Source organism: Mesorhizobium newzealandense, assembly GCF_042682145.1.
Taxonomy (GTDB): Bacteria; Pseudomonadota; Alphaproteobacteria; order Rhizobiales; family Rhizobiaceae; genus Mesorhizobium; species Mesorhizobium newzealandense.
Window position 1 is genome coordinate 20,481 of the sequence record NZ_JBHUGZ010000027.1, and the last position, 21,632, is coordinate 42,112.

General features: G+C 64.4%; 22 protein-coding genes and 2 tRNA genes. 7 read left to right on the plus strand and 17 right to left on the minus strand.

What is annotated here, in order from left to right; genetic code table 11:
* Positions 1–13: 13 nt before the first annotated feature.
* Complete coding sequence (locus ACFSOZ_RS32100; RefSeq protein ID WP_379104815.1) at positions 14–2,167, plus strand: thiamine pyrophosphate-dependent enzyme; 2,154 nt, start codon at positions 14–16, stop codon at positions 2,165–2,167.
* Positions 2,160–3,740: an indolepyruvate oxidoreductase subunit beta family protein gene (locus ACFSOZ_RS32105; protein ID WP_379104818.1), complete on the plus strand. Its 1,581-nt coding sequence runs from the start codon at positions 2,160–2,162 to the stop codon at positions 3,738–3,740. The genes ACFSOZ_RS32100 and ACFSOZ_RS32105 overlap by 8 nt, the downstream gene beginning before the upstream one ends.
* An 84-nt stretch (positions 3,741–3,824) precedes the next feature.
* On the opposite strand, the gene ACFSOZ_RS32110 is transcribed toward ACFSOZ_RS32105, so the two are convergent.
* From ACFSOZ_RS32110 to ACFSOZ_RS32140, 7 genes are all read right to left on the minus strand, one after another.
* Complete coding sequence (locus tag ACFSOZ_RS32110) at positions 3,825–5,060, minus strand: DUF1501 domain-containing protein (protein ID WP_379104820.1); 1,236 nt, start codon at positions 5,058–5,060, stop codon at positions 3,825–3,827.
* 49 nt (positions 5,061–5,109) lie between these two features.
* Positions 5,110–6,627, minus strand: coding sequence for a DUF1800 domain-containing protein (locus tag ACFSOZ_RS32115; protein WP_379104822.1), 1,518 nt, complete (start codon positions 6,625–6,627; stop codon positions 5,110–5,112).
* An 86-nt stretch (positions 6,628–6,713) separates the two neighbouring features.
* The gene (locus ACFSOZ_RS32120) at positions 6,714–6,989 is read right to left on the minus strand and encodes a GCG_CRPN prefix-to-repeats domain-containing protein (protein WP_379104823.1); all 276 of its coding nucleotides are present in this window, start codon (positions 6,987–6,989) and stop codon (positions 6,714–6,716) included.
* Positions 6,990–7,097: 108 nt separating this feature from the next.
* The gene (locus tag ACFSOZ_RS32125; RefSeq protein WP_379104825.1) at positions 7,098–7,547 is read right to left on the minus strand and encodes a periplasmic heavy metal sensor; all 450 of its coding nucleotides are present in this window, start codon (positions 7,545–7,547) and stop codon (positions 7,098–7,100) included.
* Between the two features lie 2 nt (positions 7,548–7,549).
* Complete coding sequence (locus ACFSOZ_RS32130) at positions 7,550–8,002, minus strand: hypothetical protein (RefSeq protein WP_379104826.1); 453 nt, start codon at positions 8,000–8,002, stop codon at positions 7,550–7,552.
* 38 nt (positions 8,003–8,040) lie between these two features.
* Positions 8,041–8,583, minus strand: coding sequence for an RNA polymerase sigma factor (locus ACFSOZ_RS32135; RefSeq protein WP_379104828.1), 543 nt, complete (start codon positions 8,581–8,583; stop codon positions 8,041–8,043).
* A gap of 45 nt (positions 8,584–8,628) precedes the next feature.
* Positions 8,629–8,883, minus strand: coding sequence for an EF-hand domain-containing protein (locus ACFSOZ_RS32140; RefSeq protein ID WP_379104830.1), 255 nt, complete (start codon positions 8,881–8,883; stop codon positions 8,629–8,631).
* Here ACFSOZ_RS32140 and ACFSOZ_RS32145 point away from each other — a divergent pair.
* Complete coding sequence (locus ACFSOZ_RS32145) at positions 8,882–9,244, plus strand: hypothetical protein (RefSeq protein ID WP_379104832.1); 363 nt, start codon at positions 8,882–8,884, stop codon at positions 9,242–9,244. The genes ACFSOZ_RS32140 and ACFSOZ_RS32145 overlap by 2 nt on opposite strands.
* On the opposite strand, the gene ACFSOZ_RS32150 is transcribed toward ACFSOZ_RS32145, so the two are convergent.
* Entirely contained in the window at positions 9,241–9,444 is a 204-nt protein-coding gene (locus ACFSOZ_RS32150) for a YodC family protein (protein WP_379104834.1), read from the minus strand. The genes ACFSOZ_RS32145 and ACFSOZ_RS32150 overlap by 4 nt on opposite strands.
* A 93-nt stretch (positions 9,445–9,537) precedes the next feature.
* On the opposite strand from ACFSOZ_RS32150, the gene ACFSOZ_RS32155 reads away from it, so the two are divergent.
* Positions 9,538–9,744 (plus strand): hypothetical protein, encoded by a 207-nt coding sequence (locus ACFSOZ_RS32155; RefSeq protein WP_379104836.1) that lies wholly within the window; start codon positions 9,538–9,540, stop codon positions 9,742–9,744.
* 222 nt (positions 9,745–9,966) lie between these two features.
* Here the strand turns inward: ACFSOZ_RS32155 and ACFSOZ_RS32160 are convergent.
* Both ACFSOZ_RS32160 and ACFSOZ_RS32165 read right to left on the minus strand, forming a co-directional pair.
* Positions 9,967–10,113 (minus strand) — tRNA-Thr (locus ACFSOZ_RS32160).
* 29 nt (positions 10,114–10,142) lie between these two features.
* Positions 10,143–10,218: transfer RNA gene (locus ACFSOZ_RS32165), tRNA-Thr, on the minus strand.
* Between the two features lie 287 nt (positions 10,219–10,505).
* Here ACFSOZ_RS32165 and ACFSOZ_RS32170 point away from each other — a divergent pair.
* Complete coding sequence (locus ACFSOZ_RS32170; RefSeq protein WP_379104838.1) at positions 10,506–11,669, plus strand: hypothetical protein; 1,164 nt, start codon at positions 10,506–10,508, stop codon at positions 11,667–11,669.
* Between the two features lie 15 nt (positions 11,670–11,684).
* On the opposite strand, the gene ACFSOZ_RS32175 is transcribed toward ACFSOZ_RS32170, so the two are convergent.
* The 3 genes from ACFSOZ_RS32175 to ACFSOZ_RS32185 form a co-directional block, all read right to left on the minus strand.
* Complete coding sequence (locus tag ACFSOZ_RS32175) at positions 11,685–12,503, minus strand: isocitrate lyase/PEP mutase family protein (protein ID WP_379104839.1); 819 nt, start codon at positions 12,501–12,503, stop codon at positions 11,685–11,687.
* A 103-nt stretch (positions 12,504–12,606) separates the two neighbouring features.
* The gene (locus ACFSOZ_RS32180) at positions 12,607–14,208 is read right to left on the minus strand and encodes a cisplatin damage response ATP-dependent DNA ligase (protein WP_379104841.1); all 1,602 of its coding nucleotides are present in this window, start codon (positions 14,206–14,208) and stop codon (positions 12,607–12,609) included.
* 4 nt (positions 14,209–14,212) lie between these two features.
* Positions 14,213–15,220 carry a ligase-associated DNA damage response exonuclease gene (locus ACFSOZ_RS32185; protein WP_379104843.1) on the minus strand — a complete coding sequence of 336 codons (1,008 nt, stop codon included), beginning with the start codon at positions 15,218–15,220 and terminating at the stop codon, positions 14,213–14,215.
* A gap of 105 nt (positions 15,221–15,325) precedes the next feature.
* Here ACFSOZ_RS32185 and ACFSOZ_RS32190 point away from each other — a divergent pair, with 105 nt between their 5' ends.
* Positions 15,326–16,243: a methyltransferase domain-containing protein gene (locus tag ACFSOZ_RS32190; RefSeq protein WP_379104845.1), complete on the plus strand. Its 918-nt coding sequence runs from the start codon at positions 15,326–15,328 to the stop codon at positions 16,241–16,243.
* A gap of 182 nt (positions 16,244–16,425) precedes the next feature.
* Positions 16,426–16,719, plus strand: coding sequence for a hypothetical protein (locus tag ACFSOZ_RS32195; protein ID WP_379104847.1), 294 nt, complete (start codon positions 16,426–16,428; stop codon positions 16,717–16,719).
* 63 nt (positions 16,720–16,782) lie between these two features.
* Here ACFSOZ_RS32195 and ACFSOZ_RS32200 read toward each other — a convergent pair whose 3' ends face one another.
* From ACFSOZ_RS32200 to ACFSOZ_RS32215, 4 genes are read right to left on the minus strand one after another with little or no spacing between them, the layout of a single operon-like run.
* Positions 16,783–17,724: a 2-hydroxyacid dehydrogenase gene (locus tag ACFSOZ_RS32200; RefSeq protein ID WP_379104849.1), complete on the minus strand. Its 942-nt coding sequence runs from the start codon at positions 17,722–17,724 to the stop codon at positions 16,783–16,785.
* 29 nt (positions 17,725–17,753) lie between these two features.
* Complete coding sequence (locus ACFSOZ_RS32205; protein WP_379104850.1) at positions 17,754–19,385, minus strand: ABC transporter ATP-binding protein; 1,632 nt, start codon at positions 19,383–19,385, stop codon at positions 17,754–17,756.
* Positions 19,382–20,527 carry an ABC transporter permease gene (locus ACFSOZ_RS32210; protein ID WP_379104852.1) on the minus strand — a complete coding sequence of 382 codons (1,146 nt, stop codon included), beginning with the start codon at positions 20,525–20,527 and terminating at the stop codon, positions 19,382–19,384. Before ACFSOZ_RS32210 ends, ACFSOZ_RS32205 begins: the two co-directional genes overlap by 4 nt.
* Positions 20,527–21,624: a microcin C ABC transporter permease YejB gene (locus ACFSOZ_RS32215; RefSeq protein ID WP_379104854.1), complete on the minus strand. Its 1,098-nt coding sequence runs from the start codon at positions 21,622–21,624 to the stop codon at positions 20,527–20,529. The genes ACFSOZ_RS32210 and ACFSOZ_RS32215 overlap by 1 nt, the downstream gene beginning before the upstream one ends.
* Positions 21,625–21,632: the final 8 nt, after the last annotated feature.

Sequence of the window (21,632 nt, forward strand, 5' to 3'; positions counted from 1 at the left end):
AAGGGAGAAAAAAATGGCCGAACGGTCTTTTGCCAAGGAAGTCGAGAAGCTGCGGCTCGGCGCCGGCGAGGAATTTGCCGGCGAAGGCATTCTCGCCATCACCAAGGCGCTGCTGCAATGCGGCGTCGGCTATGTCGGCGGCTATCAGGGCGCGCCGATCAGCCATCTGATGGACGTGCTGGCCGACGCGCAGGACATTCTGGGCGAGCTCGGCGTGCATTTCGAAGCCAGCGCCTCCGAAGCCACCGCCACCGCCATGCTGGCCGCCTCGGTGCATTATCCGATCCGTGGCGCGGCGACCTTCAAGTCGACGGTCGGCACCAATGTCGCCTCCGACGCGCTCGCCAATCTGGCCTCGGGTGGCGTCACCGGCGGTGCGCTGATCATTGTCGGCGAGGATTACGGTGAAGGCTCCTCGATCATGCAGGAGCGCAGCCATGCCTTCGCCATGAAGAGCCAGGTCTGGCTGCTCGACCCACGCCCCAACTTGCCGTCGATCGTCAAGGCGGTCGAAGACGGCTTCGAGCTGTCCGAGATTTCCAACACGCCGGTCATGCTGCAGGTCCGCATCCGCTGCTGCCATGTGCACGGCCATTTCATCGCCAAGGACAACAAGCGGCCGCCGATGACGGTGGCCGATGCCCTCGACGCTCCACGCCGGGACACCGGCCGCATCGTGCTGCCGCCCGCCTCTTTCCTGCACGAGAAGGAGAAGGTGCAGAAGCGCTGGCCGGCGGCGGTGGATTTCATCCGCAAGAACAAGATCAACGAGATGTTCGGCTCGGACCACGGCTCGGTCGGCATCGTCATGCAGGGCGGCATGTACAATTCGGTCATCCGTGCCCTGCAGCGTCTCGGCCTTGCCGACATTTATGGCGATACCGATGTGCCGCTCTATGTGCTCAATGCCGTCTATCCCTTGATCGATGACGAGTTCCTGTCCTTCTGCGAGGGCAAGCAGTCCGTGCTGGTCGTCGAGGAAGGCCAGCCCAACTACATCGAGCAGGCCTTTGCCTCGATGCTGCACAAGGCCGGGCGCGGCACCAGGCTGGTCGGCAAGGAGCATCTGCCGATGGCCGGCGAATACACCGGCCAGGTCATGCTCGACGGCATCGGCGCCTTCCTGCGCGCCGAGGCACCGCATCTTCTGCCGGGCGAGGTGCGGGCACCCAACAAGGTCGGAGACGGCGTCGATACCGCCGACCTGATCAATGTCGTGCCCGGCCGCCCGCCGGGCTTCTGCATCGGCTGCCCGGAGCGGCCGATCTTCGCCGCCACCAAGCTGGTCGAGCAGGAGCTTGGCAAGCATCACATCGCCTCCGACATCGGCTGCCATCTGTTCTCGATCATGCCGCCTTTCGAGCTCGGCGCCACCACGATGGGTTACGGACTGGGGCCGGCTTCGGCTTCGGCGTTCAATTCGCCCGATGCCAAGCGCCGGTCGATCTCCTTTGTCGGTGACGGCGGCTTCTGGCACAACGGCCTGACCTCCTCGATCGGCAACGCGGTGTTCAACAAGAACGACGGCGTCATCGTCATCGTCGATAATTTTTACTCGGCCGCCACCGGCGGCCAGGACATTCTCTCATCGCGCGCCGGCAACAAGACCAAGTCGACGAAGCATCCGATCACCGAGGCGGTGAAAGGCATGGGCGTCAAATGGCTGCGCCACATCGACCGCACCTATGACGTCGGCAAGATGCAGGACACGCTGCGCGAGGCGCTGACCACCGACGAGAAGGGGCCGAAGGTTATCGTCGCCTCGTCCGAATGCATGCTCAATCGCCAGCGCCGCGAAAAGCCGCTGGTCGACAAGGCGATCAAGGGTGGCGAGCGGGTGGTCAAGCCGAAGTTCGGCGTCGACGAGGACATCTGCACCGGCGACCATGCCTGCATGCGGCTGTCCGGTTGCCCGTCGCTGTCGGTCAAGTCGCTCGATGATCCGCTGCGCGACGATCCGGTGGCGCATATCGACCAGAGTTGCGTTGGCTGCGGCAATTGCGGCGAGGTCGCCGATGCGGCGGTGCTCTGCCCGTCCTTCTATCGCGCCGACGTCGTGCACAATCCGGGCCGCTGGGACCGCTTCCTCGAAACCGCCCGCCGCGCCACCATCAGCCTGTTGCAGCGCCGCCGCGAAAGCCGGCGCCTGACCTTCGCCGATGCTTGACGCTGTCCCGCCATTTCGCCCCCGGGCCGGTGCTCACGACGACGAGCGCGTCATCAAGCTCGCGGTGCTGGCGGTCGGTGGCCAGGGCGGCGGCGTGCTGGCCGACTGGATCACCGACGTCGCCGAGCGCAATGGTTATGTCGCGCAATCGACCTCGGTCGCCGGCGTCGCCCAGCGCACCGGCGCCACCATCTACTATGTCGAGATGGCCCGCGACACCGGCCGGCTGCCGGTCTTCGCGCTGTCGCCCTCACAAGGCGACGTCGACATATTGATCGCGGCGGAACTGATGGAGGCCGGCCGCGCCATCATCCGCGGTTTCGTCACGCCCGAACGTACCACGCTGATCGCCTCGTCGCACCGCATCGCCGCGGTGTCGGAAAAGATCGAACCGGGCGACGGCCGGGCCTCGTCTTCCAAGGTGCATGCGACGGCGGAGGCCGCATCGAAGCGTTTCATCGCCTTCGACATGGAAAAGATCGCCGCCGACAACGGCTCGATGATCTCAGCCAGCCTGCTGGGCGCGCTGGCCGGCTCCGACGTGCTGCCGTTCACCCGCGAAAGCTACGAACAGGCGATCGGTGCCGGCGGCCGTGGTGCGAAGGCCAGCCTTGCCGCTTTCGGCGCCGCGTTCGACCGCGCGCGCGGCATGGCGGCACCATCGCCAAAGACAGCCGAGCCTGCGATTGTCGGATCGGCCCCGGGCGCCGGACCCGTGAGTGGCCCGCAAAACCTGCTGCACGGCTGGCAGGCCCTGGCCGCCCGTATCGATGTGATGCCCGTGCCGGTGCGCGACATGGCGCTGCGCGGCTTGCGAAAAGTGGTCGACTATCAGGACATCGCCTACGGGCGCGACTATCTCGACCGGCTCGACAAGGCCATCGCGCTGGACGGGCCGGATCGCGGATATGGCTTGTCCATCGCTGCCGCAAAGCATCTGGCCAACGCCCTGTGCTACGACGACATGATCCGCGTCGCGGATCTGAAGACGCGCTCGACGCGCGACAGGCGCGTGCGCCGCGAGGTCGGCGTCAAGGACGGCTCGATCCTGCAGGTGACCGAATATTTCCATCCACGCATCGAGGAGTTCTGCGGTACTTTGCCGGCAAGCCTCGGCAGCTACATCGAGAACCGGCCGAAGCTTGCCGCCTTTCTCGATCGCCGCATCAACCACGGCCGCCGCATCCGCACCGACAGTTTCGCCGGCTTTGCAGCACTTTGGTTCATCGGCGGCCTGCGCCGCTGGCGCCGCAGCCTGCTGCGCCACAAGGTCGAAGCCGCGCATCTCGAGCGCTGGTACGCGTTGGCGCTTGGCTACGTGCCGGCTGACTACGCACTGGCCGTCGAAATCCTCAATTGCCGCCGGCTGATCAAGGGCTACAGCGACACCCATGTCCGCGCCCAATCCAAGTTCGACCGGGTGCTGTCGGCGCTCGATCTGGTCAAGGGTCGCGCGGATGCCGCCGACTGGATCCGCCGTCTCCGCGAGATGGCGCTGAAGGACGAAAAGGGCGACATGCTCGACGGCGCGCTGAAGACCGTGGCGTCGCTGGGGCCGGATCCGGTCGACTGAGTTCTCCGAGCAGGTGGTGTTTCGTAGATGGGAGCAGCCCTGAATCGACGCGCCGGCACAGATGCGCATCCGCCTCGGCCGATTTCACGCGATGAGGTCCCGCATAGGTCTCACAGCGGCCGAATCGGGAAACACCTTGTCGCCGAGCACTGCGGCCGAAAGGCCGAACTGATCGGCGAGCAGCCCCTTCAGCACCGCCCTGACATCGCTGGTCGGCGCCAGATCGCGGCGTTCGTAAAGCTGAGCCGGCTTCAATCCCGGCCAGTCGGCGATGACGCGCCCACCCTTGATCGCGCCGCCGGCCAGCAGCACCACGGTGCCGGTGCCATGATCGGTGCCGACGGTGCCGTTGATTTGGGCAGTGCGTCCGAACTCGGTGATGGCGACGATCGCCGTGTCCTTCCAGCGCTCGCCCAAGCCCTTCTCGAATTCCTCGAAGGCGCCGTCGAGGCCGCCGAGCAAGGTGGCGAGACGGCCGGTCGCACCGCCCTCGTTGACATGCGTGTCCCAGCCATCGAAGGCAAGGGCTGCAATGCGCGGCCCGTCATCGGCCGCGATCAGCTTGGCGGCGCCCTGTGCCGCCTGCCGCATCCCCGACGCACTGTCGAGACCACCCTTCGGCTTCATTGACTTGCCCATCTTGTCGTCCAGGGCCATCCGGTCGGCATCGAGCCCATTTTGCAGGGCCACAGCGAGAACCGGGTCGCGGTGCTGGTAGAGATCGAGAACGCGCGCCGCCAGCCCGTCGCTGGGCGCCGGCAGCGATTGCGGCGCCCAGCCAAGCACCGGTGCTGCCCCGCGGATCACCAGCGGCGTCGATGGCCCGACTGCCAGCCCGCTAAGTGTCGCCACACGGTCGCCCGGCGGCAGGCTCTCGAGCGCCCGATTAAGCCAGCCGGTGGCGACATGGCCGGGGCCGACAAAGCCGCTTTCCAGCACGTCCTGGCCGTCGAAATGCGAGCGCTCGCGATAGCCGGTCGCGGCCGCATGCACGACCGCCGCCTGATTGCCCCTGAACAACCGCGCAAACACCGGCATCGCCGGATTGAGCGCGAAGAAGCCGTCGAGCGGCAGCGCCGCATGCGGACCGGCCAGCGACAGGGCGATGTCGCCATGCAGGCCGGCATAGTCGGGATCGCCGATCGGACCGACCGCCGACAGGCCGTCAAGCGCGCCGCGCAGCACTATGACGATCAGGCGCGGATCGCGATTGTCGGCGGCGCGGGCAAAGCGGGGCATATAGGCCCAGGCAAACAGCGCACCGCCGGTCATCAAGACGGCGCGGCGGGAGGGATCGGGGACTTCGCACAGCAGGCTCATGACATCGTCTCCACGGGAGCTATCGTCGCTGGAATGATCTGCGCTGGGATTATCGACGTTGGAATTCCGGAGCCATCAGCAACAGTGCCAGCCCTTGCTGCTTGGATTCGGCCCGGGCGATCGCTTGCCTCGTCTCCGGTGAGGCGGCAGGGCCGATCAGCGCATCGAGCATGTCGTTGGGATTGCCGATCTCCCTGACCTGCCGTGCTGCCTGCCAGGCGATGTCGAGGCGGATCTTCATGCCCTCCGCCGAGGCCCAGCCGTCGGCCCCGTCGGAAAAGCCGTTCGGTCCCGGCGGCTGCCAGAGCGGCTCGCCCAGCGCGCTGAGCCAGCCGAGCGACTGGCCGGGATCGTTCGCCGGGCCGGGACCGGCCGCCCTTCGGATGGCGGCGACATAGTCGAAGGGCGAGCGCATCTTCGTCAACGGCGTCGACCACGCCTCCGGCATGTCGACGAGGGCGCCCGCCAGCGCCCGCAGATTGCCGTCGGTCTTGGTGAAGACCTTGGCGAGGCGGGCGATAGTGGCCGGCGGGGGCGTATCGGCGATGAAATGGCGGGCCAGTTTGGTGGCGATGTGCTGCGCCGTTGCAGGATGACGGGCGATATCGTTGAGGGCCGCCTCGGCCTGTCCCATGCCGCCGGCAGGATAGGTCTTGCCGAGCAGCACCGCATCACCCGGCTCATGTGCGTTTGCGTTGAAGACGGCACTGCCGGGTTCGCCCAGTCGACCTTCGCGACCGGCCATCGTCCAGCCGGTGAGGATGCGGGCGAAGCTGGTGACATCGGCTTGGCCATAGCCGCTGCCGACGCCGAGCGTGTGCAATTCCAGGATTTCACGAGCGAGGTTTTCATTGAGCCCGCGCTTGCGGTTCTTGCCCGCACGCGAGTCCGGGCCAACCGACTGCTGGTTGTCGAGATAGAACAGCATCGCCGGATGATGTTCCACCGCCAGCAGCATGTCGGCGAAGCGGCCGAGCACAAAAGGGCGGATGGCTTCCCGCTCGAAGGCGCCGGCGCTGGCACGAACGATATTGTCCTTTGCAACCGAGACACAGAAATGGTTCGACCAGAAACAGACGAGCCGTTCGACGAAGCCGGCCTTGGCCCGAATGGCCTTGTCGAAACGCGCCTGCGCTTCCGCCCGGAACAATGTCGCCTCGACCGGCGGCACGGCGGGTTTGACGCCCGGCGTGGGCGCCGGCATGGGTTGGGCAGCCATGCCAGGCGTGTCCTGTGCAGGCATGGCTTGGGCGCTCGCCGTCGCTGGCTGCGCTGCCGCGGCGGCCATGCGGTCCAGTTTGCGCTGGAAATTTGCCGCCATGCTGGCCTGGATGGCGGGCGTGCTGCCCAGCAAGCCGGCATAGGCGGGATCGTCAAGCGAGATCATGGCGATGTCGGCTTGCCGCAGCTCCATCTTGAGATAGCCGCGCGGGTCGCCGGCAAGCATCTCGCGGTCGCCGGGTGTTGCGCCGAACCCGAAGCGGTTGAACACGACGAGTGCCGGATCTGGCGGCAAGGAGTTGGAGGCCGGGACAGCCAAGTCAGCTCTCCATTGCTGGAGCCTCATGCGCCTGGCGCATGAGGCCCGTTCGAGCCGTTTTCGTGCCTATTCAACCGGGTCGGGGAGGCCGGCACGGCCGGCCCCGCGCATTCCTACCAGTGATGCCGGCGGTGCCAGACATGGTGCCGATGCCAGGCGTAGAAGGCCGGGCCGTGCCAATGGTAGCGAGGGTAGACCACCACGCGGTTGGGCACGCAGCGTCCCCAGGGATTGGGATGCCAGCCCGGTCCACAGCCCCAGGCGACATGCTCGACCAGCGCCGGCGCGGCAAGTGGCGCCATTGGCATCGCCGAGGATGCCGCGACCGTCGCAACCGTTCCGGTCACGGCAAGAGCGGCGGTGAGCGCATATTTTGTCAGATGATTCATGGTCATACTCCGAAAGTTTCCAAGGTTGAAAACCTGTTCGCACCACACGGTCCGGCAGGTCCTGCCCTTCTCCTGTTAAACGGCGCCGTCGGCGTTTTCCGTCGGTCGTCACGGCGATTTTTTTGGCACCGCCGACGATTGCTGTCCGGCGCGTCTTGTGAGCCCTTCCGCCAGAACGCTGCGACCCTCGGCGGAGCTTGCCGCCGCGAACTCGACGATGCGCTGCTCCAGCCGCGTGCGCACGGTGACGTCGGCATTGCGGGCCCGCTCCAGCGCCGCCGACAGGGCCGTCGTGTCCAGAACCGGCTGTTGCAGCAGGTCTGCTGCTTCGCGCCTGGCTTGCTGGCCATCGAGAATGACCTGACGGGAGTCACGGCGAACGTCGCGCAACGCCTTGCGGAATACCGTGCGATCCTGCTCGGGAAGCCGGCCACCGGCCGCCTCCAGTGAGTAGCCCTGGCCTGACTTGCCGCTTCTTATCCAGATGGCTCCGCCGGCCAGCGCTCCGGCCAGGAAGACGTTGAGCACCACCGACGCGATGACGAGGTTTCGGCTCATGTTCATAGGTCCTCCTCGATCGTGTCGCGGTCCGGGCCGGCATCGCCGAACGCTGTCGCGTTGGCATCCAGCACATAGTGGTCCGGCTGGACCTCGGGCGTGACGATGCTCACCAGGGCCAATCCCGCCACGGCGCCGGCCAGACCAATGCCGGCAAGCCCCAGCCCCAGCCACCAGAACCGCTGGCGCCGGCGTTGGACGAGGTGCCGGCCGGCGGCCTGCAGGATGGCGCTATGCAGGGCCTTGCCCGGGGCCTCGACGTGATAGCTGTCAAGCAGACCGTCAAGTGTCCCGGCATGATGCAGGATGGCCTGGCCAGCCGTGTTTGCGGCAAAGATCGCGCCAGCCATCCGTTCGGCCTCCGGCCATCGCCGCAAGTCGCCGCCATAGGCCGCCGCCAGGGCGGCAAAGCGCTTGGCATCCATTGCCGGCTCGTTCCTGGACCCTTCAGCCATGGTCTTCCCCTTGCCCATCGGCGCTGCTTGCCCGGTTCTCACTCATCGGCGCAATCCCTGGCCAGTATGGTCTGCAGCGACCGCCGGCCGCGCGAAAGCAGGCTCTCCAGAGCGTCGACACTGATCTGCAAGGTCGCCGCCGCCTCGATGTTGGACATCTCCTGGTAGTAGACCAGGATGATCGCTTCGCGCTGGCGCGGCGCTATGCCCTGCAACGCCTGTTCGACCCGAAGCGCGTCCTCTTGCGGATGGGCATCGGGAAGTGTCGAGGGGTCGACCATTTCCGGCAGGTCGTCGGTCACCCATTCGCGCCTGCGGCGCAGCCGGTCGTAGCAGAGGTTCAGCGTCACCCGGTGGATCCAGCTGTCGAAGTGCGCATTGCCGCGCCGCCAGCCCGAGGCATGGCGCCAGATGCGTAGAAAGGTCTCCTGCGCGATATCCTCGGCCTCCGCCGCATCGCCGAGCATGCGCACGGCAAGCGCCAGGATACGCGGCAGTTTGCGCGCGACCAGGGTTTGCACGGCTGCCGGATCGCCGGCGCCGACACGGCGAACCAGCTCCTCGTCCGGATCGGCGCTCATCAGCCGGCGCACTCCCGATGTTCATCGCGCGTCATTGCCTCTTGGTCATTGCTCCGGCTTGGGAGCGGTTTTATGGCTCGACAGCTCGTCGGCCGTCAGGACGCCGTCGGCATTCTTGTCCAGCCTGGCAAAGCGCTTGGCGAAGAATGCATCGAGTTCGGCGCGGTCGATGAAACCGTCATGGTTGGAATCGAGACGTGCAAAGGATTTTGTGGGGTCGCCCTTGACGTTGCGTTTCGCCTGAAAGGCTGTCCATTCCAGCAGGCTGATCTTGCCATCGCTGTCGGTGTCGGCCGCCATGATCGCCTTCTCCCGCCGCTTCTGGAACTTGGCCAGCGTGATGTCGGACCTGGCTGCTGGGGCAACCGGTGCGGCGGTCGGCGGTGTAGGTGTAGGGGAAGGCGGCTGCGTCGCTGTCTGGGCGAGAGCCGCAGCGGTCTGCAAACTCAAGGCAACGATGATTATCGAACGGCTGATCATGCTTGGCGTCTCCGGGTTGGGCGTCGCCGACGGCCTGTGCCGCCATCACGCTTCAACCGTTAAACGCCGCGATGAAAGAAATCCGTCGGTCGCGAATGCCGATCCGTTCGCGCGGTGGGACGAACGACTTTGCGCTGCGCCGCCGCCACTCTCGCCGCAGCCGCGTTATCCGAGCCGCTAGTCTGATTCGTCAGCCGCGACCAACTGGTCTGGCTTGAAGCCGGCATGTTGCGGGGTCCACACGTCACCCTCACGGTTGAACCAATGGCACATAAATATGCCTGAGGCCGCGCCGTCGCTTATTGTCATCCTGGGGCCTCCGGACTTCAGCTTGACGACGTCTCCGGTCTTGAAATTGTTGGACATTTTTTGACCTCCCATGCTGAGGCCATGAGTTTCACACCAAACCAGGGTCCCGACAATGGCAGATGCGCTCCGCCGGGTTGCAATCCTTTGCTCCGGCGGATCGACGACGTGAGCACGATCGGCCAGGTCGAACGCAGTGCGCCGCAGCTCGGTTTCGGTAAGGTCGAGAACGTCGCCAACGGCGTTCTGATCGGCATGGTTAGCGGCGGTCCGATCGATCGCCTCAGCCTTAACCTTTCCGTAAATATTTGGCCGCTATTTCGACAACGATGGCCTCGTGGCGGAGCGGCTACGCTGGAGACGGCAAATCTCTGAAGCCTCGGTTCGATCCCGAGGCGAGGCCTCCAACCTCACCAAGATGTTCGCCCAATTTCCCCTGGCGCCAGCCGGTCGGCACTGAAAAAGGTTGCGAGCGGACGAAGTCCGTTGCTTCACGCTGGCGGGCCTGAGAGCTTCCTGATGGGGGTGATACATCGAGGACAGCCGACTGATATTTAGGCCATCCATTTGAACTTGTTGAAATTTTACTGGAAAATATGGTGCCGCTTAGGTGACTCGAACACCTGACCCCATCATTACGAATGATGCGCCAAGGCATTGATATCGATACGGATACATACTCGAAACTCTAGCGTCGAGAATTTTGTTACCTGTCTTGTTACCTATTCGGCGAAGAAAGACGGCACGATATCGGGGTAAGTGATTGAAAAGTTTGGTGCCGCTTAGGTGACTCGAACACCTGACCCCATCATTACGAATGATGTGCTCTACCAACTGAGCTAAAGCGGCACGGGAGGCTGAGACCTCCAAGATGGGCTGGGTGATAGACTCAACCGGCCGCGAATTCAAGATGCGACTTGGCAATTCCTGCGAGGGTGTCGTGCCGACGTCGAAAGCCGGCCGTATCGGCCCTGCGCGTGAAAATCGATGAAACATGCTGTTTTCGTTGCCGGAACAGCGCCGCAATGGACTTTGCACACCCTGACGAGGCAGAATGCGCCGCTCGCCCGTTGATTGATTGGTCGCCTGCGGCTAACGATCATGGCAAGGTTGGGCAAACGTGCAGAGGGACCCGCTTGGACGCGATCGAAAAAGCGATCCGCAACGCCCTGGAGAAAGGCAATGCCGAGGACCGCGCGTTCCGCGAAAGGGTCTATCGGTCGGCTTTTGCCGCGCTCGACCGCGCGCTCCAGGCCAATCCCGATGTGACCGTGGAAGTCGCCATCAAACGCCGCAAGTCGATCCAGGCGAAAATCACCGAAATCGAATCCGAGTACCTGCCGGCAGTGCCGGATGTCGGTCCGCAGGGCGATGCACCGGCGGTCGAGCTTGGTGCCGACACCGCTCCTGCGGTCGAGACCGGTCAACCGGCGTCATCACCCGCCGTCGTCGTCGACGCGCCCGTGCCATCCGTGGTCGACGCGCCCATGCCATCCGCCTCCGATGCACCGCTCTCGCGTGTGCTGCCGGTCGTTCCCGACATCATGCCGGACGCTACCCTTCCCGGCGCGCCGGCCATCGACATGTCGGCTCCGGCGTCGGCAGGCGCTGCGGCGGAAGTCGCACCCGACCGCGATGAACGGCGCATAAGGGGGCGTCGCCTGCCGCTGACCGCCATCTTCCTGACCGTGACGCTGCTTGCCGCTGTCGGCATCGGCCTGTTCTTCGCCGTGCAGACTGGTGTGTTCAAGACGCAGGCGCAGCTCGATACCGCGCCGCCCGAAGCACCGCCGACCGTCGAAGGCGACGATTTCACACCGGCCGATGGCGGCCCGGCAAAGCCCGGTGCCGCAGACCAGTCGCGCGACTGGATCAACGTGTTTTCGCCGACCGACGCGTCGCATGTCAGCGCCCCGTCGGATGCCAAGGCCGAGGTGATGAAGGACGATACCGGATCGTTCCTGCGCATCCGTTCCGGTGCCTCCGGTTCGGCGATCAGCTTCGACGTCGGGCAAGGCGTGCTGGAGAAGCTCGCCGGCAAACATGCCGTGTTCGACATCATCGCCCGCTCCGAAGAGGGTAAGGAGACGCAGATTTCCGTCGACTGCAATTTCGGCGAACTGGGCGACTGCGGCCGCAAGCGCTACGCGGTCGGCCAACAGCAGAACGAATATCTGTTCGACGTGCAGTTTCCCGACAAGCACCCGGGCTCGGCCGGCACGATCGCCGTCAATTCCGACTTCGACAAGCAGGGTAAGGCCGCGGACATCTACGAAATCCGTGTCTCGGTAGAGAAGTAAGACTCAAAGCTCGACTTACATCACCGGTTTGGGGCTGAGTAGATCACCCCAGGCCGGAGCGGATTCCAACGCGGTGAAGTCGCCCGCCGCAATTTCCTGACACACGGTCATCAGCGCTCCACCGACTGCGCGGGCAATCGAGCCACCGACGCTTATCCGCCGCACACCCGCCTGCGCAATCTGGTCAAAGGTCAATCCGGAGACACCTTGGCCGAGCACGTGATTTACCGGAGCGCCGACCGAGCGGCAAAGCCTCTGGAGGGAGGCCAGGTCTGGCACGCCGGGCGCATAGAGAACCTCGGCGCCAAGGGACTCGAAGACCTTGAGACGGCGAATTGCCTCATCGAGATCATATGCTCCTTTGCCCACGCCATCGGCGCGGGCCGTCAACACGATGTTGTATCTTCGGCCAGCGTCGGCCGCGGCAGCTACCCGCGCGACGGCGGTATCATAATCGCGTATCGGCAAATCGGAATTCGGCTGCCTGTCCTCGATAGAAACGCCCGCCAGTCCAACCTCCGCCGCGAGTCGAACGGTCTCGGCAACACCTTCGGGGCTGTCTTCGTAGCCGTCCTCCAGATCCGCGGTAACCGGAACATCGGTCGAAGCCGCTATCTCGGCAGCGTATGCCAAGCTCTCATCGCGACCGACTTCCAATGCTCCGTCTTTCCTGCCTTTGGAGAACGCATATGCCGACGATGTCGTGGCGAGCGCTTTGAAGCCCAAGCTGACCATCATCCGGGCGCCGGCTATGTCCCATGGATTGGGGATCATGAAGCAACCGGATTTGTGCAGAGCACGAAATCGGTCAACCTTGTCAGATCGGGAAATCATATGCGCTCCTGCCTGGAATGGGCGATCAAGCTGGGAGCATATGACCACAAAAGCAACCATTTTCCCGCCTGGCTTCCCAAGCCAAGCGGCTTACAGCCGGGGTCTAGCGATCGAGCAGCGCCTGCAGTGTCTCGATGCGGTCGGCCTCGTTGGCCGGCTTGTCCCAGCGCAATCGTGAAATACGGGGAAAGCGCATGGCGACGCCGGATTTGTGCCGGGTCGAGCGGTTGAGTCCTTCGAACGCGACTTCCAGCACCAGGCCGTTGTCACGGTCGGCCCGCACCGAGCGCACCGGCCCGAAGCGTTCGACCGTGTTGTCGCGGACATATTTGTCGATCTGCTTCAGCTCCTCGTCGGTGAAACCGAAATAGGCCTTGCCGACCGGCACCAGTTCCTCCTCGCCTTCCCCGCCGGACCAGACGCCGAACGTGTAGTCCGAGTAGAAGCTCGAACGCTTGCCATGGCCGCGTTGGGCATACATCAGCACGGCATCCACCGTGTGCGGATCGCGCTTCCACTTGAACCACGGGCCTTTCGGCCGCCCGGCGACATAGGGTGATTCCCAGCGCTTCAGCATCACGCCTTCGATGATCGGATGCGGCGGCGCCCGGCGCAGTTCCTCCAGCGCCTGCCAGTCGGCGAAGTCGACGAATGGCGAAAGATCGAAACGGCTCGGGTCGAGTGTTCCGACAAAGGTTTCCAGACGGCCGCGCCGCTCGCTAAACGGCAACGCGCGTAAATCCTCGGCGCCGATCTGCAGCACATCGTAGCAGCGCATGAAGGCTGGATATTGCTGCTGCATCTTCGGCGTCACCGTCTTGCGGTTCAGCCTCTGCTGCAAATCCGAGAAGGTGCCCGTCGCCTGCCGGGGATTACCGACCAGCAGTTCGCCGTCCAGCGTTGCGGAAAAATGCATGGCGTCGGCGAGGTCCGGAAAGGCGCTGGAGACATCGTCGCCAGTGCGTGAATAGAGCCGGCGGATACCGCCTTCGGCGACCGCCTGGACACGGATGCCGTCCCATTTCCATTCTGCCGCATAATCCGCGGGCTCGAGCTTTTCGAGATCGCCGGCGCCGACCGGGTTTGACAGCATCACCGGGCGAAACAACGCCATCGCTGTGTTCTTGGGCTTTTCGGCCTTGCCTTCCAGCCAGGCGAACAGCGCCGTGTAAGGCTGCGACAGACCATGCCAAAGCTCCTCGATCTCGGTGACATCGACTTTGCCGAAATCCGCCAGCGCCTGTTTGGCCAGGCGCGCCGACACGCCGATGCGCAGGCCACCGGTGACCAGCTTGATGATGGCAAAGCGGGCCGAGATGCCGGCGCTGTCGAGCAGCCCGGCCAGCACCTTCGGTCCGTCGGAGCGGCTTGCCGCCTGCAGTTTGGCGACGACCTCGCCGAGCGTCGGCTCACGGTTCGGGATGTTCCCGGGCGTTTGCGGCCAGACCAGCGACACCGTTTCGGCGAGATCGCCGACATAGTCGTAGGAATAGCCGAACAGCACCGGATCCATGCGCTCGGTGACCAGGGTGCGCAGCATCGCCGGCTTGACCGCGGCTATGGTGAGATCGCCGGTGATGGCAGCCAGCGCCAGGCCTCGATCGGGATCCTCGACGCCGCGGAAATAGTCGGTCAGCAGGGTGAGCTTGCCGTTGCGAGACGGCGTCAGCACCAGGCGGTCGAGTAGCTCGGCGAAGCGGTTCATGCCATCAATCGCCCTCGTCCTCGTAGCCGACAAGGTGCAGCGGTCGCGCCGCGATGCCTTCGAGCTCGCACCAGCGCACCAGCGCTTCCTCGCGGCCATGTGTCACCCAGATCTCCTCGGCTCCGGTCTCCTTGATGGTGGCGGTCAGCTCGTCCCAGTCGGCATGGTCCGAGATGATCAGCGGCAACTCGACGCCGCCTTGCTTGGCACGCTGGCGGATGCGCATCCAGCCCGAGGCGAAGCACGAGATCGGATCGGGAAAGCGCCGCGCCCAGCGGTCGGCGAAAGCCGAAGGCGGACCGACCACGATGGCGCCCGCGAAATCTTGCCTGCCGCCCTCCACCGTTGCCGGTTCGAGCGTCCCGAGGTCGATGCCCTGGCTCTGGTAATAGTCGCTGAGCCTGGCCAGCGCGCCATGGATGTAGATCGGCATGTCGTAGCCGGCGTCGCGCAACAGCCGCATCACCCGCTGCGCCTTGCCGAGCGCATAGGCGCCGACCAGATGCGAGCGTTCGGGAAACTGCGCCGCCGATTTCAGCAGGCGGGCGATCTCTTCCGTGTCGGGTGGATGGCGAAACACCGGCAGGCCGAAAGTCGCCTCGGTGATGAATACATCGCATTGGATGGGCTCGAATGGCGCGCAGGTCGCGTCTTTCCGCCGCTTGTAGTCGCCGGAAGCGACGATGCGCGTGCCCTGGTGCTCGACGGCGATCTGCGCCGAGCCCAGCACATGCCCGGCTGGATGGAAGCTGATGCCGACGCCGTTGAGGACAATCGTCTCGCCAAGCTGTGCTGCCTGCGTCGTGTCGGCAAAATTCTCGCCATAGCGCAAGCCCATGATGTCGAGCGTCTGCTGTGTTGCCAGTACGGAACGGTGGCCGGAACGCGCATGATCGGAATGGCCATGCGTGATCAGCGCCCGGTTCACCGGCCGCACCGGGTCGATGAAGAAATCGCCCGGCGGGCAGTAGAGGCCCTCGGGCCGGGGATGGAGCAGGTCTGAGGCGCGCATGATCCCAAGATAGGATATAATTCCGCTGCGGGAAGCCTGTTGTAAGTGACTGCTGACTCCCGCATACAGCACCGCCGGCTTCGTCCGCCGACAGGACCCATCGCCATGAAACCGCTCCAGGCCTCGTCCGGCGACTTGAACGCCGATCGCCGCGCCGATTATGCCGAGATGCTTCACGCGGATGGCGATCATGCGGCGGCAGTGGAATTGCTGCTCGGCGCACTGGAACTGACGCCGCAATGGGCGATGGGCTGGTTTCGCCTCGGCGAAATGCAGCAGGCGGCGGGTGCTCCGGACCTGGCCGCGCAGGCATGGACGGTGTCGCTGCAACTCGATCCGACGGATCGTCAGGGTGCCGCCCTGAATCTGCAATTGATCGGCAAGGCACCGCGGACCGACGCACTGCCGAGCGCCTTCGTCGAGACGCTGTTCGACCACTATGCCGAGAGCTTCGATGAATCGCTGGTCGACAGGCTGGGGTACCGGCTGCCCGAGTTGCTCGATCAGGCCATTCGAACCGCCAGGCCGGGCCGCTTTCCGCTGGCGCTCGATCTCGGCTGCGGCACCGGGCTGATGGGGCAGAGGCTGCGGCCGATCGCCGATCGGCTGGAGGGATATGACATTTCGGCCAGGATGCTGAAGCAGGCGCGGGCCAAGGGCGTCTACGATGTCCTTGGCAAGGCCGATCTGCGGGATTTTTCCTATGCCGGCCCGAAAGCCGATCTGGTGACGGTCGCCGATGTCTTCATCTATGTCGGTGCGCTCGACAGCGTGGTGAAGTCGATTGCCGGCTTGCTGGCCAGGGATGGCCTTTTCGCCTTTTCCGTCGAGAGCTTGGCCGGCACTGGCGATTTTGTGTTGCAGCCGTCGCGCCGCTACGCACATTCGCAACATTATGTGCGTGACGTCCTGGCTGCCGGCGGGTTTTCGATCCTGTCGCTGGAAACGACCGTGATCCGGCAGGATCGCCGGGAACCCGTCGACGGGCTGGTCGTTGTGGCAGGCAAGCCGCCGGCAGGTTGAGGCGGCAGTCTTTCATCGTCCCGGCAGGCATCCGTGCTGCGAAAAAGTCCGATTTGCATGCGCGACTGATATTTGCGATCTGGTCGCATCAAGGCGGGATATCAGGAGGAGCATAGTCGATGCGCTGGAACATGATTGTCTTGGCATCTTGCCTTGTGGCCACCGGCTGCGCGGGCAGTTCAATGGCCGAGCGGCAGGACGCCGACATACAGTCCTCCCTGCAGTATGACAGCGTGCCCTGCGACCAGCTGCTGGCGCAGCGCAACGGGCTGGCGCAGCAATATCATCTGTCGACGAAGGCCAAGCCGACATTTTCCAATCCGGCGATGGGCTTCGGCCCGTTCACGCCGGACGTGCGCTCCAAGACCAAGCGCGACGCCGACAAGGCGACCGGCGAGATCGATGCCATGAACCGGTCGATTGATCGCCGCGACTGCGGCCAGCCGGACAAGCAGAAGAAGCTCCTGCCTGGCTAGATCGGGCGCCCATCGGCCTGAAATAGAAACGTTCGCGCGCGCCCAGAAGGACGCCAGTCCGCTCTAATACCCCGCCTTGCGGTCCACCAGATTGTCGAGCTTTTCGCCGCGTTCGAAAGCGTCCATCTGGCGCAGCATGATCGGCACCAGGTGGACGGGGTCGGAGGTCGCCGCCGCGTGCGGCGTCACGAACACTTTCGGATGTCCCCACAGCGGACTGGTCTTCGGCAGCGGCTCGACCTCGAACACATCGAGGCTTGCCTCCTTCAGCGTGCCGTCATCCAGCGCCCGCATGATGTCGGCGTCCTTCTGCAGGCGGCCACGTCCGGCATTGATCAGCACCGAGCCGCCGAGGCCGTTGCGTTTCCTCAGCTCCTTCAGCACGCCGTAGTTGATGATGCCGTGCGTGTCCGGCGTCAGCGGCAGAAGCACGACCAGGATATCGGTCGCCTTGAGGAAGGGGATCAATCCGGCCTCGCCGGAATAGGTCGCAACGCCTTTCATCGGCCGCTCGCTGCGTGACCAGCCATTGACGGCAAAGCCGAGCGACAAAAGCACCGAGGCCGCGGCGCGGCCGAGATTGCCGAGCCCCATGATGCCGACCGAAATATCACTGGCTGGCCGCTGCTGTGGTTCGTGCCAGATCTTCTTCGGCTGCTGCGACCGGTAGAGCAGGCCCTGGCGGTGATGGTCAAGCACCCGCCAGACGACATATTCGGTCATGTACTGGGTGAGGTTGTCGGCGACGACCTTGACGATAGGCACGTCGGGCAGGCCGGGATCGGCGAAGATGTGGTCAACGCCGGCGCCGATCGAGAAAATGGCGCGCAGATTGGGCAGCGACGCCAGAAGGTTCGGCTTCTGCTTCCACACCACCGCGTAGGTGATCGAAGGGTCGCTGGCGCCGTCGGGCTCAAGCACCACCTCGCGCTCGGCCGACAGCAGGTCGCGCCAGCGCTGCGGATGAAAGCCGGTGACGGCAAGCAGGATGCGGCCTTTTTCCATCTTGGTCTTCTAGTCCCTTTTTACGCAAATCACTCGCTGACGATGCCGACTGGCGCCGTTTCGATCTTGAAGGCGGCCGAGATCAGTGCCCGAGTATAGTCCGTTTGCGGATTTTCAAAAATCTGCTCGGAAGGCCCGGCTTCGACGATCCTGCCGTTGCGCATGACGATGACGTCGTTGGCCAGCGCCCGGATGACCTTGAGGTCGTGGCTGATGAACAGATAGGCAAGGTCGTGTTTGGCCTGCAGGCTGCGCAACAGGTCGACGACCTGCGCCTGCACGCTCATGTCGAGCGCCGATGTCGGCTCGTCGAGCATGACAAAACGCGGGTTGAGCACCATGGCGCGCGCAATGGCGACACGCTGGCGCTGGCCGCCGGAAAACTCGTGCGGGTAGCGGTTGCGTGTCGCAGGGTCTAGCCCCACTTCCTTCAGCACATCGGCGACGCGCGCGTCGCGCTGGTCGGGCGACAGCTTCGCCTCGTGGATCTTCAGGCCTTCCTCGATGATCTCGGCGATCGACATGCGCGGGCTGAGCGAGCCGAACGGATCCTGGAAGACGATCTGCAATTCGCGCCGCAACGGCCGCATGGCGTTGAAGGAGAGCTGGTTGATATCGCGCCCGTTGAACTGGATGCTTCCGGTCGACGAGATCATCCGCGCCAGCGCCAGGCCGAGCGTCGTCTTGCCGGAGCCGGATTCGCCGACCACGCCCAGCGTCTGGCCGGCGCGTACGGTGACATCGATGCCGTCGACCGCTTTCACATTGTCGACGGTGCGGCGGAAGAAGCCCTGCTTGATCGGAAACCAGACCTTGATGTCCTTGCCGGTCATGACAGGCTTGGCAGCGGCGTTGGCGGCCGGCGGCTTGCCTTTCGGCTCGGCGGCCAGCAGATGGCGCGTATAGGGGTGCTGCGGGTTGGCGAAGATCTCCTTGGTCAGCCCGGTCTCGACGATCTTGCCCTTGGTCATCACGCAGACCCGGTCGGCGATCTTGCGCACGATGCCGAGGTCGTGGGTGATGAACAGCATCGACATGCCCTTGCGGCTCTTCAAGCCGGCCAGCAGCTCGAGGATCTGCGCCTGCACGGTGACGTCGAGCGCCGTCGTCGGCTCGTCGGCGATCAGCAGTTCGGGTTCATTGGCCAGCGCCATGGCGATCATCACGCGCTGGCGCTGGCCGCCGGACAGCTGGTGCGGATAGGCATCGAGGCGCTTTTGCGGATCGCGGATGCCGACCTCGTTGAGCAAGGCCAGCGTGCGCGCCTTGGCCGGGCGGTCGGCCATGCCCTGATGCAGCTTCAGGATCTCGACGATCTGCTGCTCGATCGTGTGCAGCGGATTGAGCGAGGTCATCGGCTCCTGGAAGATCATGGTGATCTTGTTGCCGCGCACCTGCCGCAACTGCTTTTCGCTCATCGCAAGCAGGTCGGCACCCTGGAACAGGATCTTTCCCGATGGGTGGCTGGCGCTGGGATAGGGCAAGAGCTTCAGCACCGACAGCGCCGAGACCGATTTGCCGGAGCCGGATTCGCCGACCAGCGCCACCGTCTCGCCCTTGGCGATGTCGAACGAGATGTGGTCGACGGCCATCGACTGCTGTCCGCCTTGCGCAAAGGCGACGCTGAGATCTCGCACACTGAGCAAGGGAGTGTCGCTCATCTGAACGTCTTGCGCGGATCGAAGGCGTCGCGCGTCGCCTCGCCGACGAAGACCAGCAGCGACAGCATCAGCGAGATAACGACGAAGCCGGAAATGCCGAGCCACGGCGCGTTGAGATTGCGCTGCGCCTGCTTCAACAGTTCGCCAAGCGAGGCCGAGCCAGGCGGCAGGCCGAAGCCGAGATAGTCGAGCGAGGTCAGCGTCGAGATCGAGCCGCTGAGCAGGAAGGGCATGAAGGTCAGTGTCGCCACCATGGCGTTGGGCAACAGGTGCCTAAACATGATGGTGCGGTTGGGCACGCCCAGTGCGCGGGCCGCGTTGACATATTCGAAGTTGCGGGCGCGCAGGAACTCGGCCCGCACCACGCCAACCAGCGCCACCCAGGAGAACAACAGCATCAGGCCGAGCAGGATGAAGAAGCCCGGCGGCAGGATGGCGGCGACGATCAGCAGCAGATAGAGCACCGGAATCGCCGACCAGATTTCGATGAAGCGTTGGAACAGGAGATCGGTCCAGCCGCCGAAATAGCCTTGTACGGCGCCGGCCGCGACGCCGATCAAGGCCGAGCCGGCGGTCAGGATCAGGCCGAACAGCACCGAAATGCGGAAGCCGTAGATGACGCGCGCCAGCACGTCGCGCGCCTGGTCGTCGGTGCCGAGCCAGTTCCAGTTGCCGACGATGCAGGCCGGGTCGGCTGCCCCTTGTGGATACTGGATGCAGCGCGCCTTGGCGTCATACTGCCAGGACGGCTTGGCGGGTGCTGCTTCCGGAATGGCGTTGTTGACAGTCTGGTAGGAGTAGCGCACCGGCGGCCAGATCATCCAGCCATTGGCGTTGATCTCGTCCTGGATGACCGGGTCGCGATAGTCGGTGATGGCATAGAAGCCGCCGAATTTTTCCTCGGGGTAGGCGACCAGCACCGGAAACAGAATCTCGCCCTTGTAGGAGGCGATGATCGGTTTGTCGTTGGCGATCAGTTCGGCAAACAGCGACAGCACGAACAGGACGAGGAAGATCCACAGCGACCAGTAGCCGCGCCGGTTGGCTTTGAAGTTCTGCAGGCGGCGCTTGTTGAGCGGCGACAGGAAGGGCCGCGCGATCCGCTCCGGTGCCGCCTGCGTGGTGGCGGTCGTGTCCGACATCAGACGTCTCTCCGCTCGAAATCGATGCGCGGATCGACCCAAGTGTAGAGCAGGTCGGACAGCAATCCGACGAACAGCCCGAGCAGCGAGAAGATGTAGAGGTTGGCGAACACCACCGGATAGTCGCGTTCGACCACCGACCTGAAGCCGAGCAGGCCGAGGCCATCGAGGGAAAAGATGTTCTCGATCAGCAGCGAACCGGTGAAGAAGGCCGAGATGAAGGCGCCCGGAAAACCGGCGATGACGATAAGCATGGCGTTGCGGAAGACGTGGCCGTAGAGCACCTGCCGTTCCGACAGGCCCTTGGCGCGCGCCGTCACCACATACTGCTTGCGGATCTCCTCCAGGAACGAGTTCTTGGTCAACAGCGTGGTGGTGGCGAAGGCCGACAGCACCAGCGCCGTCAGCGGCAAGGTCATGTGCCAGAAATAGTCGACGATCTTGCCCGACCAGGACAACTGGTCCCAATTGTCGGATGTCAGGCCGCGCAGCGGAAACCAGTCCCAGAACGAGCCGCCGGCAAACAGCACCATCAGCATGATGCCGAACAGGAAGCCTGGAATGGCATAGCCGACAATGACGACGCCGCTGGTCCAGACGTCGAAGGGCGTGCCGTCCTTGACCGCCTTGCGGATGCCGAGCGGGATCGAGATCAGATAGGACAAAAGCGTGATCCACAGCCCGATCGAGATCGACACCGGCATTTTTTCCAGGATCAGGTCGAGCACCGAAATGTCGCGGAAATAGCTGTCGCCGAAATCGAAGCGGGCGTAGTTCCACAGCATCATGCCGAAGCGCTCGAGCGGCGGCTTGTCGAAGCCGAACTGCTTCTCCAGCTTCTTGATGAATTCCGGATCGAGACCCTGCGCGCCCCGATATTTCGAGCTGACATCGCCGGCGGCATCGAAATTGGCGCTGCCGCCTGCGTCGCCACCGCCGCTACCGAGGCGATCGCTGCCGCCCTGGTTGGTCAGCCGGGCGATGACCTGTTCGACCGGGCCGCCGGGGGCGAACTGGATGACGGCGAAGGATATCGCCATGATGCCGAACAGGGTCGGGATCATCAACAGGATGCGGCGCAGGATATAGGCGCCCATCAGGCCTT

Coding starts and splice junctions, on each gene's coding strand:
- ACFSOZ_RS32135 (WP_379104828.1), bottom strand. CDS start 8,583: ATGAGCGCCGATCCGGACGAGGAGCTGGTTCGCCGTGTCGGCGCCGGC.
- ACFSOZ_RS32175 (WP_379104839.1), bottom strand. CDS start 12,503: ATGATTTCCCGATCTGACAAGGTTGACCGATTTCGTGCTCTGCACAAA.
- ACFSOZ_RS32185 (WP_379104843.1), bottom strand. CDS start 15,220: ATGCGCGCCTCAGACCTGCTCCATCCCCGGCCCGAGGGCCTCTACTGC.
- ACFSOZ_RS32145 (WP_379104832.1), top strand. CDS start 8,882: ATGATCGCCTTCTCCCGCCGCTTCTGGAACTTGGCCAGCGTGATGTCG.
- ACFSOZ_RS32115 (WP_379104822.1), bottom strand. CDS start 6,627: ATGAGGCTCCAGCAATGGAGAGCTGACTTGGCTGTCCCGGCCTCCAAC.
- ACFSOZ_RS32120 (WP_379104823.1), bottom strand. CDS start 6,989: ATGAATCATCTGACAAAATATGCGCTCACCGCCGCTCTTGCCGTGACC.
- ACFSOZ_RS32210 (WP_379104852.1), bottom strand. CDS start 20,527: ATGTCGGACACGACCGCCACCACGCAGGCGGCACCGGAGCGGATCGCG.
- ACFSOZ_RS32130 (WP_379104826.1), bottom strand. CDS start 8,002: ATGGCTGAAGGGTCCAGGAACGAGCCGGCAATGGATGCCAAGCGCTTT.
- ACFSOZ_RS32200 (WP_379104849.1), bottom strand. CDS start 17,724: ATGGAAAAAGGCCGCATCCTGCTTGCCGTCACCGGCTTTCATCCGCAG.
- ACFSOZ_RS32105 (WP_379104818.1), top strand. CDS start 2,160: ATGCTTGACGCTGTCCCGCCATTTCGCCCCCGGGCCGGTGCTCACGAC.
- ACFSOZ_RS32125 (WP_379104825.1), bottom strand. CDS start 7,547: ATGAGCCGAAACCTCGTCATCGCGTCGGTGGTGCTCAACGTCTTCCTG.
- ACFSOZ_RS32215 (WP_379104854.1), bottom strand. CDS start 21,624: ATGGGCGCCTATATCCTGCGCCGCATCCTGTTGATGATCCCGACCCTG.
- ACFSOZ_RS32205 (WP_379104850.1), bottom strand. CDS start 19,385: ATGAGCGACACTCCCTTGCTCAGTGTGCGAGATCTCAGCGTCGCCTTT.
- ACFSOZ_RS32110 (WP_379104820.1), bottom strand. CDS start 5,060: ATGAGCCTGCTGTGCGAAGTCCCCGATCCCTCCCGCCGCGCCGTCTTG.
- ACFSOZ_RS32190 (WP_379104845.1), top strand. CDS start 15,326: ATGAAACCGCTCCAGGCCTCGTCCGGCGACTTGAACGCCGATCGCCGC.
- ACFSOZ_RS32150 (WP_379104834.1), bottom strand. CDS start 9,444: ATGGGAGGTCAAAAAATGTCCAACAATTTCAAGACCGGAGACGTCGTC.
- ACFSOZ_RS32180 (WP_379104841.1), bottom strand. CDS start 14,208: ATGAACCGCTTCGCCGAGCTACTCGACCGCCTGGTGCTGACGCCGTCT.
- ACFSOZ_RS32100 (WP_379104815.1), top strand. CDS start 14: ATGGCCGAACGGTCTTTTGCCAAGGAAGTCGAGAAGCTGCGGCTCGGC.
- ACFSOZ_RS32140 (WP_379104830.1), bottom strand. CDS start 8,883: ATGGCGGCCGACACCGACAGCGATGGCAAGATCAGCCTGCTGGAATGG.
- ACFSOZ_RS32195 (WP_379104847.1), top strand. CDS start 16,426: ATGGCCGAGCGGCAGGACGCCGACATACAGTCCTCCCTGCAGTATGAC.